The 13678-nt window shown below is 42.5% G+C and carries 8 protein-coding genes; 7 read left to right on the plus strand and 1 reads right to left on the minus strand.

Annotation, left to right across the window (positions count from 1 at the left end):
• Positions 1-13: 13 nt before the first annotated feature.
• On the minus strand, positions 14-3616 hold the full coding sequence (locus JMX48_RS03845) for an autotransporter assembly complex protein TamA (RefSeq protein WP_201534508.1): 3603 nt from the start codon (positions 3614-3616) through the stop codon (positions 14-16).
• Between the two features lie 448 nt (positions 3617-4064).
• Here JMX48_RS03845 and JMX48_RS03850 point away from each other — a divergent pair, with 448 nt between their 5' ends.
• The 7 genes from JMX48_RS03850 to JMX48_RS14230 all read left to right on the plus strand — a co-directional run bounded on the left by JMX48_RS03850 (position 4065) and on the right by JMX48_RS14230 (position 13664).
• Positions 4065-5402 carry an MFS transporter gene (locus JMX48_RS03850; RefSeq protein WP_201534510.1) on the plus strand — a complete coding sequence of 446 codons (1338 nt, stop codon included), beginning with the start codon at positions 4065-4067 and terminating at the stop codon, positions 5400-5402.
• Positions 5403-5727: 325 nt separating this feature from the next.
• Positions 5728-6372 carry a 2-polyprenyl-3-methyl-6-methoxy-1,4-benzoquinone monooxygenase gene (coq7, locus tag JMX48_RS03855; RefSeq protein WP_201534512.1) on the plus strand — a complete coding sequence of 215 codons (645 nt, stop codon included), beginning with the start codon at positions 5728-5730 and terminating at the stop codon, positions 6370-6372.
• Between the two features lie 222 nt (positions 6373-6594).
• Entirely contained in the window at positions 6595-7758 is a 1164-nt protein-coding gene (locus JMX48_RS03860) for a tetratricopeptide repeat protein (protein WP_201534514.1), read from the plus strand.
• Positions 7759-8096: 338 nt separating this feature from the next.
• Complete coding sequence (locus JMX48_RS03865) at positions 8097-10559, plus strand: esterase/lipase family protein (protein ID WP_227687882.1); 2463 nt, start codon at positions 8097-8099, stop codon at positions 10557-10559.
• Positions 10560-10932: 373 nt separating this feature from the next.
• A complete protein-coding gene (locus JMX48_RS03870) occupies positions 10933-12438 on the plus strand; it encodes a cytochrome ubiquinol oxidase subunit I (protein WP_227687883.1) in 1506 nt (501 codons plus the stop codon).
• Entirely contained in the window at positions 12438-13454 is a 1017-nt protein-coding gene (cydB, locus tag JMX48_RS03875) for a cytochrome d ubiquinol oxidase subunit II (RefSeq protein WP_201534516.1), read from the plus strand. Before JMX48_RS03870 ends, cydB begins: the two co-directional genes overlap by 1 nt.
• A 93-nt stretch (positions 13455-13547) precedes the next feature.
• A complete protein-coding gene (locus JMX48_RS14230; protein ID WP_413786342.1) occupies positions 13548-13664 on the plus strand; it encodes a DUF2474 domain-containing protein in 117 nt (38 codons plus the stop codon).
• Positions 13665-13678: the final 14 nt, after the last annotated feature.

Genomic DNA, 13678 nt, shown 5'->3' on the forward strand with positions numbered 1-13678 from the left:
TTGGATTAAATGACTACAAAGGCGAACCAATAAAGAAATGTAGTCTAATCGGAATACTGTCTTCTGTCACACCAGCGGCAACATCGACTCGTACCACACCGACAGGCGATGCCCAGCGGATACCAACACCAACGCCGACTTTTGTCTCAGTATCAAAATTTTTGTCGTAAGCATTACCCACATCAGTGAAGAATGCCCCACGGAAACCTGGTTTAAACTCATAATTGTATTCAGCGCTACCCACTGCGAGGATTTGCCCACCAGTCAGATAACCTTTATCTAATGGCGATAAACTCTCATAATCATAACCGCGAATACTTTGATCGCCACCAGCAAAGAAGCGTAACTTGTAAGGGACTTCATAAAAGTCATCTGCCCAAATATAACCCGTATTCACAGAACCCAATACTTGATGTTTTTTATCATCACCAAAGCTATAAATACCGCTGACGCCCGCACGCGCGATTGCCAAGTTAGTGTCACTAAACGCTTTATCAGCACCCGCTTCTATCGAATAATACTGACGTATACCGCGCGTTGGATTGGTCGCATTATCTACACTGGTTTTGTTGATACCGTAACCCAATAAAAGCGCTTGCTGCTTCGGACTCGACGACGTAAAGCGTATAGGAAGATCGTCAATCTTTGTATCATCGACACCTGTTTCAAGCTCATCCAAACGGTAGCGCAAAGAATAGCTGCGATTCCAGCCCTTGTCACTACGAATATTACGTGCCAACGCGGCTTTTAACGTTTTGGTAGACAAATCGAAGTTACCTTTACCTTGATCGATCACTTCCTCTTCATAGGTCAGACGTGCGTCTAATTTATCATTGAGCGGATGCTTCCAAGGTCGGCTGGCGTAAACAGCGACGTTTTTACTAATTCTTGAGACTTCAGTTTCAGCCCCTGCTTGGTAACCTTTACGATTTAGCAGATTATAATCTATCTTTGCGGTGGCTCGTACGCCCGTATCTGTTCCATAACCAAGACCAACTTCGGCATCGCGTGGCTTACTGGAAGACACAAAAACATACAATGGCACTTTTTTATTTTCTGCCACTTCTTGCGGGGTTTTGCGCCCTGCTAGCGTTGGTGGTACAAAGTTTTCGTCAGCAAGTATGCTTTTTTCATCTGGGAATATTTTTTGAGCAACATTACTGATTGAGTCGCTAATCTTACCTAAAAGATTACTTGCTTCTTGATCTTTTTCATCCAGTACACGATTATCCGGCAAACGGCTTAAACGATCCGCCTTTTGCCTGATGGCTTGCAGTTTATCTAATGTTTCTTCATCAGCTGAAAAGTCAATAGCGGCAATGTCGGCTGCATTAACAGTTTCGCCAGTATTAGTTTCAGGATTGCTAGCACCAAGATTATTAGCATCAAGATTTTTTTCTTCGCCTGTATCAGCCGCAGCAGCATTATTGTTAGCAGCATTGTCTTGGCTGATGTTACGAGGATCGTTGGAGGCGGCTACTATCCCCTTATTATCATTAACAACGTTCGATGCGCCGCCGTTATTGATGTCACCATCTAGCGTGCCGTTATTATTGATGGGTGAATTATCAAAAGCCAGTGTGCTGGCTTCACTGCGATCATTTGGTGGCAATATCGATTCGACGTTGACCGTATTAAAATAACGAGTCGCTGATAAATCATTACTAAATTTGGTAACGTCTGGACGATAAAACGGATCACCTTTCTTAAAGTCAAATAACTGCCGTAGCAAAGGTAACTCAACAGGCAGCTTGTCAGGGTCTTGGGTTAGGGTGTTGGTTTCTGCATCATACGTAAAGAACACAACATCATCAAACTCATAACGATCGCCAGTGTTATAGATTAAAGAGACGTCCGCTGTGTTATCTGGCAAGATGATATCGACTGATTTGTTTAACCAATACTGATCGAAGTAACCATACGTATTACTCAGTGACTCAAGTGCCGCTTTACTACTTTGATAAACACGGTGATTAAAGACATCACCTTCTTGTGGCGGCAATTCTTTTTCAAATGTTGCGAACTCTTCTTGCTCACTACCTTCACCGCGAATCTCGATAATACGGCTATCCACGATGACAGGCTCGCCCAGCTCTTCAATCACAACCTCTATCGTATCAGGACTAGGCTGGCGCAGACGCAAGCTGGTTTCATAATAACCAACGGCTTTGGCCGCATTTAATGCCGTTTCACGCAGCCGCGGCAAAGCAGCCGTAAAATCGACGACCGATTGAACGGTCGTGTCATCAAGAGCCGCTTTAATGTTCTTCATCGGCTGAATATCATCATCCGCCTCAATTATTTTTGGCTGACTATTGGCGGTATTTTCAGAGTCCGCTTGCTGTAGATAAATGGTGGTTTCTACATGTGGTAATGACATCGAACCGCTGTTAAATAAGCGATTATAAAGGCGCTTAACGATACTACCTTTGCTACGAGCCGAGGGCTTGGGCTTATTGGTTTGTTCGATACTTTCATCGGCTGTCTGAGTGGCTGCTTGATAATCTGGCAAATAGTCATCAGGATTGATAATTTCTGATGGCTTATCCTCTGCATTGGTTTCAGCATTGGCATTTGTGGCGACACTACCACTTGTGGAGACATTGTCATCTGCTCCATCCACGCGTCCACTACTCACAGAATCGCTCACCTTGATCGGACGCGGTATAACCCCAGCAGCTTCAGCGGCTGTTTCAGTTTCCACCTCAGTCCTACCTAATGTATCAAGGTTGCTAGGTAATGGCAGAGTATTCGAATCTAGCGCCAGATCCAAACCAATGGGTGGCGTCGTATCATTCAACGTCGCAATTGGCCCATCAAAATCGCTATCGTTACTACTAATGTTGTTGGCAAAACTGTTATCAAAACCACTGTTATCAAAACCACTGTTATCAACGTTATTATTGTTGTTAATACTATCAATGTCTTGGGTGTTCTGTAGATCCATCGCAGCCAGCTCACGATCAATCTGCTCAGGCGTCATCATCTGATAGCCCTGCTGTTGTATCGCTGCCGCTTTTTGCAACAAGTCATCATTGGCATTATCAGCAAGATTGAGCTGAGCACTATTTATATCATCAATGGCAGTGAATGCATCGTTGCCATTCGTCTGAGATGAAGCGGTGTTCCGAGGCTGAGTAGCTGAATTTTGAGTGCTGTTATTTTTCGAATCAGAACGCTCAGAGCCAGACTTCTTCATACCTAGGGTTTGCTCGGTATAGTCATCAAGCACCGACTGATCAATGATACCTTGCTCTACTGCCTTTTTTAGGCGCAATGCGTCCAAGGCCTTATCAAGCTGGGTATCATCCTCTAAAAGCATGTCTGATTGATCGGTCACGACTGAATTGTTAACAGATTGGTTAGGAATATTTGGCGTGTTGACCGTATCAGCCAAAGCCGCAGGAGCAATGCCAAAACCCACTAAGCTAGTCGCTAAAGCCGTAAAAAGCGTTGAGCGCCTAAAATGAATACGCGGGACATTACTATGAGTATCAACGATAGCAGTGCGAGTGTTTTTTCGAAGATCTTGATTAATAATATCATCCTGAATATTGATAGTATCACGCTGCTTAACCGGTATATTGCGCGCTAGCGTTGAAGGCTGGTGTTCCATGTTTATTTCCTATCACCTCACGCGGCACAATATGATTAACGATAACAATCGTTAAGTCTTACCGGTGGATAAACTAATAGCAGTTGGCTGAAATGAGGGTTTACTATCTTGCTTTTGATACTGACAGTTTATAATGCCTATTTTCACACTACATTTGTATCAACCAATGGGCAAAATTGAGTGATAGAAAATAGTAATCTTTTATCATCACTCACAATTTATAATGCAACCATGCAAAATTTACAAATCATAACTTAGTTAATTATGAAATCATAGCATTGGTCGCATGTATTTTTATCAAAGCCTTGCTATTATACGGTCTAATATCGATAAAACCTATGCTATATTTCAATAAGTTTTTGATACTATTGATAATTACCATTACTTTAAAACTGTGTTCAGCGCTTTTCTTTACTTTATCAGCCACGACTCATCTGTAGGAACTTTCATGGCCAACCAGTTTCAGTTATTTAAGCATCGCCGATTTAGCGCCATGTTTTTTACCCAGTTCTTGGGTGCATTTAATGACAATATCTTTAAGCAAGCACTGATATTAGTACTGACCTACACTGCTGCTAGTCAATTGGGAATGGAAGTTAGTATCTTGAACAATTTGGCGGCAATGTTATTTATCTTGCCCTATTTCTTGTTTTCGGCATTAGCTGGACAAATTGCTGATAAATTTGAAAAATCAAAGCTAACGCGTCTTATTAAACTGCTTGAGCTGGTTATTATGGCGATTGCCGCTGTTGGCTTCGTCTTTGAGTGGTATGCCTTACTATTTGTAGCATTGTTTTTAATGGGTACGCACTCGACCTTTTTTGGACCGATTAAGTACGCCTACTTACCACAAGCGATGAACGAAAATGAATTGGTGGGTGCTAACGGTCTGTTTCAAATGGGGACTTCGCTTGCTATCTTGCTTGGTATGATTATCGCTGGCGTTTTAACACAGTTATCGCAATCGTTCTATTGGATTAGTGTGGCGGTATTGGTTGTCGCGGTTCTAGGTTATTTAGCGGCTCGTTATATTCCTACCATGCCAGCGATGCAACCTCACCTAGACATCGACTGGAACATTTTTACCACCAGTGTGGCGACAGTACGCTATTTATATTCACTGCCATTTTTATTCTTTGTCATCTTAGGCAACAGCTGGTTTTGGTTTTATGGCGCGACATTTTTGACTCAAACGCCAGAATTCAGCAAAGTTATCTTGCATGGCGATGAGTCAGTGGTCATTTTTCTATTAACCTTATTTTCTGTTGGTGTGTCGATTGGTTCTTTATTATGTAAAACCTTTACCAAAAACCAAGTCAGCCTACGTCTATTGCCTTTTGGTATTGCTGGTTTAAGTATCTTTGCTATTGATTTGTACTTTTCACTTTCAGGCCTCAACATTAATGTGGATAATGAGACACTACTCGGTATCAGTGATTTATTTGGTATCAATGGTAGCTGGCGCGTGTTTGCTGATCTGTTCTTTTTGGGTTTTAGTGGCGGTTTGTATATCGTGCCTCTATACGCGTCTATGCAGGCGTATGCACCTAAGAGTCATCGAGCTCGGATCATCGGTGCCAATAATATTTTCAATGCGATATTTATGGTCACCTCAGCGATTTTTGCGATTGTTATTTTGAATACGTTGGGTTTGACATTACCGCAGCTGTTTTTAGTGACAGGATTACTCAATATTGCATTTGGTGCCTTTTTATACATTAAGCTCAATAAGCATATTAAAAATGCCGTCATCCAAACAAATGATGATGTCAATCTACCAGATTAAATGAAAAATAAGATGGCTGTAGTTGCGATGGTTGTAGTTAAAACGGCTTTTAGTTAAGATAACTTTAGTTAAGACGGCTTTAGTTGAAATGACTTTAGCTAGAACAACTAAAGCCATGAGAAAATGATAGTGACGAATCATATAGGCAAAAATGCGTTATATAATGATGCATGAGTTATTGAGCCACTTATATTCGTGCTGATAATTTGGATTATTTACTATAGCAATGTGCATGAAGACATGGCTATAATTGCCTTAAAAGAATAGATAACTTTATTTTATTGTTGTTTTTATTGATACTATATTAAGCCATCAGGAGTGAATCATGGCCCTGCGTCCATTGTCTAAAGTCGACCATCTGTTACTTGGCGTCGATAAGGCATTACGAGCTGTCGTACCACATTCAAACCCCAGTACTCGCCCATTACCCGTGAGTAGTGACGATATTCCTGAGCTAACCATCACTGAAGCGAGGCATGTCGCAGGCTTGATGCGTATCAATCATACTGGTGAAGTATGTGCGCAAGGGCTATATCACGGTCAAGCGTTTGCCGCAAAAGATGAAGGCGTTAAACAAGCCATGCAACACTCTGCCGAAGAAGAAGTCGATCATCTGGTTTGGTGCGAGACTCGTTTAAATGAGCTTGGCAGCCATGCCAGCGTCTTCACGCCATTATGGTATGGCATGTCTTTCGGCCTTGGCGCAGTAGCGGGTGCTATCTCTAACGAGTTTAGCTTGGGGTTTGTCGCGGAGACAGAAGCACAAGTCAGTGAGCATCTGCAAGATCATATCAATCAGCTGCCTGAACACGACCAACGCTCAAAAGAGATATTGGCACAAATGGATATCGAAGAATTGCATCATCGTGAACTAGCGCTGACCAGTGGCGGCGCAGCATTGCCACCACCTATCCGTCACACCATGCGCTGGATGGCCAATCGTATGAAAGCCACGGCTTACCATTTATAACGGCAAGTATAATTATGATGAATACAGTTAGCTTTATCATTGATATGGTCAATGATCTGACCGATATAAGCTGACTGTTCTAATTTTTACTATTAACAATCCTACTACTGATAGCGCTTGGCTTAATTTGCTACGGTATAAAAAATTTGTACGATTTTGCACCAAAGACATGACCTGATTGCCATCCATTTTAGATAACGAATAAATAAGGTAACGATTTTTATGAAAGCCATTAACCCATCGATTTTTTCAAGCAGTTTATCTGCTAAGTCGCCTAAGCTTGCCACACTGACAGCACTAGCCACCGCATGTGCGATTATATTATCTGCGCCAGCCAATGCTGCTGAAGCGGATGCGGCTGCCACAGCTGCACCTACTACGTCTGTGCCTAGTGCTATGGATTCAAGCAAACGCGTCATTCGTCTTGCTAGCCCTAACGCTGCCACAACTGCTCAACCGAATTCGCCATTAGCCTCACAGCCGAACTCACAAGCCAGCACAGCAGCAACCAGCAATCAGCAAAACAATGCTCAGCAAAACAGTGCTCAACAAAACAATGCTCAACAAAACAATGCTCAACAAAACAGTGCGCCGATGAGTGCTACACCACAAGCAGCTCCAATGGTAGCAACGCCTGAGTTGACAGGCACTACTCGTGTATATACGCCTAGTCCAATGACCGCGACCGGCATTGACCTACGCAGCGGTCAACTTTCTAATATCCCAACGCCGCAAGTACAATTGTCAGACGTGAGTTTTGTAAAAACAGTATTAATACCGCAGCAAAAAGGACTTGGCACCGACAAACTAGACGTGAGCCTGCTTGATGCCTTTATTACCGAGGCATCACCTAACGCACGCCATTACCCACCAAACTTCCCAAACCGCACACAGCGCTATTACACGCGTGAAAAAATTAAAGTATTGACAGAATGGATCGAGCCTTATGCTAAGTCACCAAACGCCTCTTATGATGTGTTAATTCGTGCCGCCAAACTTAACGGCATGGGACGTAATCTAGACTTGGGTTCAGACTATACGGTACGCGGCGGGCAGTATGTTGATCGCGCCATCAAGATTCAAAATGATAGCGGTGAAGCCAATTTCTTATACGGCATGATGTTATCAGAAGGCGGTGGCTTTAAAGAAGGTCAAAAATACTTAGACCGAGCAGTATCTCTAGGCTACACCGAAGCCGAGCAAAGCTTGGCACAGTCAGATGTGTTGAGTGATCGTCGTGATAACGCGCTAGAGCGTTTGCGTCGTCTTCAAGCCAAAAATCCAAACAATGCCATTATTCGTGAGCAAATCAAACTTGTAGAAGAAGGTAAATTCTATATTTGGGATATACCCGCTCCAAATATCGATATTAAATCAGGTATCTAAATTTATCTCATGTATTAAATAATCAAAGCTCAACACTAAGCGCTTTCATTTTATATCGATATTATTTCAATATAAAATGCGGGCGCTTTTTTATGCCTACTAAAAGCCTTTTTATCTAAATTTACTTTACTTATTGCTTCATCTAAATGATGATTGTATTCATTTATTCAAATTTAACGCGAGCAAAGTGATAACGATAATTTGATCCTATAATTCGATGGATAAAACTTAGTTATTGAGCCTTAAATAAAATAGTCTAATGCGAAAAGTTACGCTACACTCACTCTTACCAATCTCACTGATCCTATCATTATGACTACCATTTACTGGACTGACCTATGACCTTTGCTAGTTCTATCAAAACTATGGTGGTGCCCGCTCACAAAAACTCCCTTCCTATCATTTCACTAGCATTGATGGCAGTTGTAGCGCTGCTACCTGCGTGTAGTGTGGTATCAGTGAATAAACAAGCATCAGCGAAAACCATTACTGCGCAGCGTGGCAATATCGTCACCACTAAAAAACTAAGCAGCGATACAGCATCGGCATTACTATCAGCGGGCCTCAATGAGCAAGCCTGCATGCAACAATTTGACTTATGCTTGACTCAGCTTACTGATAGTATTCTGAATGAGCACTACCGTCCTTCATTGGCAATTTTTGCAGAATTGCATTATGCAAAAGCGCGTCAGCTTGCCGACTCTCAAGATTGTCGCGATGCTCTTGCTCGCCCACCACTCGACCCTTACTATGCCAATGCTCCTTTAAAGGAGGCGGAAGTTGAGACCCAAAAAGAAAACGCCAATAGCTGCCTGACGGGTTATCAAGGGCGTTTGTTTGATGCGATCAAATCTAGTTATACTTATTTATTTTATGACAGTTTGGCGCATGATTTTGAGGGTGCCGATCAAGATAATGATCGCTCTAATGCACAAAATCGTATTCCTAGTGACGTCGATATTCAAACTCAAGATATCTATAACGCCGCCAGTAACGATGTCATTACCCAGCTTTATAGATCGACCAATGGCTCAGGTAAAATGATGGGTGGCGTAAAAGTAGAATACCTACCAACGGCCGATAACCATCTCAACAGCAGCAAGCAAGCATCTATTGCCAACCTGACAACGCTAAAAGGAAAACCTACTGACCAAATCAAAGTCATGAAGGTACAAGTCAACGATTATGATCTCGGTATTTATTTGCCAAATGAAAACAACTATCTGCAAAATGCACATAAGCAAACGTCTGCTCTAGCAGATTTAGTGTCCACTTATGAGCTGCGCCTCTCTGGCCTCAACTCAATCAGCAAACGTCCAGGCTTAGGTATCAGCTTGGTAGCCTCCCTAGATGACCGTTATACCACCACCATTCGCCAATTATTAGAGTCATCATTATCAGGTCGATTGTCCAATGACAAAGACGATGACAGTGCAGATGATAGCAAGCCAAGTTCGCGCATCTATCCTACGGGTCACCTACTATTAACTGGACTAATTAAGCCAAGTGGCGATAGCGTGTTGGATACATTAAGCAGTCGCAAGCTCGATATTCATCTATATAATCCGTATCAAAGTGAAACCATTAATATTCTTAATAATGATTATCCACTGGCTGCTAACTTTTCTGCTGGCTATGGCTTGTGGCTGTCAGAGAACCAGCTAGATGGTGTGGGTTATTTAAATTTAATTACTCGCCAGCCAGAAGCAAACCTGCCGAAACTCTTTATGCTTGAGCCTTATGATCCTGATAAGCGCGTAATAATCATGGTACATGGCTTGGCCTCTAGCCCAGCAACGTGGGTAAATTTAACCAACGATATTTTTAATGATGATAAATTACGTGATAATTATCAGGTTTGGCAAATATTTTATCCAACCAATTTGCCCATCTTAGAAAATCGCTATCAAATTCAGCGCTTGATTGACCGCACTTACCAACAAACTGACCCCGAAGGAAAAAATCGCGCCAGTAAAAACAGCGTGATTATCAGTCATAGTATGGGTGCCATTATCGCTCGCATGATGCTGTCCGATGAGAACTTGACTGACGACCTAGATAGGCTTGATGATCAAAATATCCTGTCTAATAATGAAAAACGTAAAATTCGTGATGCGCTTGAAGAATCATTTGCTGAAGATGCGCTAAAAGAGCGTTTCAAGCTAAAGGCTCTACCACAAGTAGACACCGTTGTCTTTTTATCTGCCCCTTTTCGCGGCACAGATTATGCAGACCGTTGGTTCACACGAGCACTGCGACGTATCGTTTATTTACCAGTAGGTTTGATTAAAACAGTGACTGATAATTTAGCAACGATTGCAACACAAGGTGATTTGGCGCAAAACCCGTTGGGCGCTTTATATTTACAAAATGGTGCCAGCCAGCTCAGTGATAAATCATCCTTTATACAATTGACCAAAGATATCACCATGAATGATCGCATTACCTATCATTCAATTATTGCCAATAACGATGCTGACATCACTAAAGGACTGGCGCAAATGCAGTCTGGTGGGGTAAAAATTGACTTGTCGCAAGCGGTTGAAGAAGACTCTAAAAGCAAGCCATCCGATACACCAAATATACCAGCAGAACCTCTCATTGCTGCCGTGACTGTCGATGACGACATCAGCCAAGCACTGACGGAACGCTTATCAGACGGCATAGTGCCTTATACCAGTGCCCATCTAGATGGTGCTGCTTCTGAAACTGTTATTAATGGTGGTCATAGTATTCAAGCCAATCCACAAACTATTTTGACGTTACGACGTATTTTGCATAAACAGTTACAGGAACAATGAAAAATTGAATCTCAGGCTCAATTTAAAAGCAGTACTTACTAAAGCATGTCCGACACACTCTAGCTGTTTAGGCTTCTGAAAATTATTTGTGGCTATTTAGATATGTTACCAAGACGTTGAGCAGCTTGCGTGTGTATGTAAGTAGGTGCATAATATGTTCACAGCAATATATTAATTTATAAGGATGTAAGTTATTCAATCCAGCTAAACAGTCGTTAGATTGGCGTCAATTTTTCTTTGATGCTGCTCGCCAATCAACACTGATCAATTGCCCGTAATATTTGCCATTTTAATATGTGGATAGTTATGGACAGTTACTTGAGCGTTTTATGGAAGCTAGCGCCATTCAGCTAATACATAAGAGTAACCGTTTATGTTCGCTACATTTATGATTGACCAGCTCGATGCGCTCACACTTGCGCGTATCCAATTCGCCTTTGTTATTTCTTTCCATATTGTCTTCCCCGCTTTTTCTATCGGGCTTGCCAGCTGGCTGACGGTTCTAGAATTCCGTTGGTTAAGAACGGGTAAGCCTATTTACGCCGAAGTTTATAAACAATGGGTCAAGATATTTGCCGTTGTGTTTGGTTTGGGCGTCGTATCCGGTGTGGTCATGTCTTACCAGTTCGGCACTAACTGGGCCGTCTTTTCTGATAAAGCGGGTAATGTCTTAGGCCCACTACTCGCCTATGAAGTCTTAACCGCATTTTTCTTAGAAGCGTCTTTTCTGGGTATTATGCTATTTGGTTGGGGCCGTGTCAGCAAACGCATGCATTTTACCGCAACGGCTATTGTCGCCATCGGTACATTAATCTCAGGTTTTTGGATTTTGGCTGCCAACAGCTTTATGCAAACGCCGCAAGGCTTTATGATGGGCGCAGACGGGCTACTATATCCTACTAATTGGCTCGAAATTATCTTCAATCCCTCATTCCCTTACCGCTACGCTCATATGATGACAGCCGCGTTCTTGACGACTGCCTTTGTCATTGGTGGTATCGGTGCTTATTATCTTCAATCGAAAAAACACGTTGAACACCGCCAGCATGGTCGTGTCATGTTAGGTATGGCGATGATTATGGCCATATTTGTGGCACCAGCTCAAGTGTTGATTGGCGATGAGCATGGTCTAAATACGTTAGAACATCAGCCAGCCAAAGTGGCGGCGATGGAAGGTATTTGGGAGGATGAACGTGGTGCGGCGTTACGCTTATTTGCGATTCCTGATCAGGAAAACCAAACCAATAAATATGAAGTCAAAATTCCTTATGTGTCGGGACTAATCTTGACCCATTCTTTAGATAAGGAAGTCAAAGGCCTCAAAAACTGGGCACCAGAAGACCAACCACACGTTATTATTGTGTTTTGGGCGTTCCGTATTATGGTCGCTATTGGTATGTTGATGGTACTAGTGGGTTTATTTAGTATCTACAAATACTTCAAAAAACAACAATTTGATCGTGAAAGTATTTGGTTCCACCGTGCGTGGATGATGATGACACCGCTTGGTTTTATTGCGTTACTGTCTGGCTGGTTTGTGACCGAAACAGGACGTCAGCCTTGGACCGTTTATGGTGTGATTCGCACCGCTGAAAGTATGTCACCAGTCGCTGCACAGCAAGTTGCTACGACGCTGATTGGCTTTATCATATTATATATTTTCGTATTTGGTGCGGGTAGTTTTTATATTTTGCGCCTCATCGCCCAAGGGCCTAAACCTTATCTAGATCCGGCAGCAGATCATTTTTATGATCACTCTATTACCGAATCACAAGGTCGTACTTTAAGTGGCGATAAGCATGCCGCCGATCATACAAAGGAAGATGACACAGACATGAGCAAACCTGCTAACGACGTCGAAGATGGAGGGTTACGCTAATGTTTAATTTCGGTGATGTATTAGACTTACCTTTGATCTGGGGCGGCCTGATCGTTCTTGCTGTCTTTGTTTATGTACTGCTTGATGGCTTTGATTTGGGTTGTGGTATTTTGTTCCCATTTGCGGGTTCAGATAAAAACCGTAGTCGGATCATGAACTCGATTGCGCCATTTTGGGATGGTAACGAGACTTGGCTGGTATTGGGTGGTGGCGGTCTGTTTGCCGCTTTCCCAGTCGCTTACGGTATCATTATGACGGGGCTTTATTTACCCGTAACAGCGATGCTTTTTGGTCTTATCATGCGCGGTGTGGCATTTGAGTTTCGCTTTAAAGCCTCTACTCGTCGCCATGTGTGGGACACTTTCTTTTTTATCGGTTCTGTCGTTGCGACGTTCTCTCAAGGGATTATGCTCGGCGCACTGGTACAAGGTCTAGAGGCGAGCAATCGTCTATATACTGGTGGCCCATTTGATTGGCTAACGCCTTTCTCTATCGTCTGTGGTTTCGCTTTAATCATTGGCTATGCTTTACTTGGCTCTACTTGGCTGATTATAAAAACCGAACACACGTTACAAGTTTGGGCGCGCAAAGTCTCAGGTTGGATGCTGTCTGCTTTAGTGGTCGCAATGATAATCGTCACAATATTTATGTATTTTTCAGATATCGATGCACTCGAAGGCTGGTTCCGCCTCCCAAGTCTACTTTATCTCGCTCCTATGCCAGTTATCGCCCTAATATTATTTTTTATTATGCGTAAAGACTTAACAACGGAGCGTGAGTACCGTCCATTCTTATTGACGGTTGCGCTGTTTTTGATGGGTTACATTGGTGTGTGCTTTGCCTTGTTCCCCTATATCGTACCGTACCAAATGACTATTTATGAGGCGGCCGCTGCTGACACGTCGTTATCCTTTATGTTAATTGGGGCCGTTATTATGCTACCGATTATTTTAAGTTATACCGCTTTTGCATATTATACTTTCAAAGGCAAAACTGATCACAATCCTATGTATTAATCGCTAATAGCGGGATATAGGATCAGCCAGAAACTGTGATTGCCATGACTGATTCATGGTAGTCACAATTCATAAGCTAGTCAGGAGATATTTATGAAGAAGCTCAGTAAGAAACGATCACAATGGTTATGGTTCTTTGGCTTGTATTTGGGAGGTTTTTTAGTTGTTTTTACCATTGCACAATTAATCAAACTGGCTATGGGCGTTTAACCCCAACCTCTAAA

Origin of the sequence: Psychrobacter immobilis (assembly GCF_904846225.1) — a bacterium.
Lineage (GTDB): Bacteria > Pseudomonadota > Gammaproteobacteria > Pseudomonadales > Moraxellaceae > Psychrobacter > Psychrobacter immobilis_F.

Coding starts and splice junctions, on each gene's coding strand:
- JMX48_RS03845 (WP_201534508.1), bottom strand. CDS start 3,616: ATGGAACACCAGCCTTCAACGCTAGCGCGCAATATACCGGTTAAGCAG.
- JMX48_RS03850 (WP_201534510.1), top strand. CDS start 4,065: ATGGCCAACCAGTTTCAGTTATTTAAGCATCGCCGATTTAGCGCCATG.
- coq7 (WP_201534512.1), top strand. CDS start 5,728: ATGGCCCTGCGTCCATTGTCTAAAGTCGACCATCTGTTACTTGGCGTC.
- JMX48_RS03860 (WP_201534514.1), top strand. CDS start 6,595: ATGAAAGCCATTAACCCATCGATTTTTTCAAGCAGTTTATCTGCTAAG.
- JMX48_RS03865 (WP_227687882.1), top strand. CDS start 8,097: ATGACCTTTGCTAGTTCTATCAAAACTATGGTGGTGCCCGCTCACAAA.
- JMX48_RS03870 (WP_227687883.1), top strand. CDS start 10,933: ATGTTCGCTACATTTATGATTGACCAGCTCGATGCGCTCACACTTGCG.
- cydB (WP_201534516.1), top strand. CDS start 12,438: ATGTTTAATTTCGGTGATGTATTAGACTTACCTTTGATCTGGGGCGGC.
- JMX48_RS14230 (WP_413786342.1), top strand. CDS start 13,548: ATGAAGAAGCTCAGTAAGAAACGATCACAATGGTTATGGTTCTTTGGC.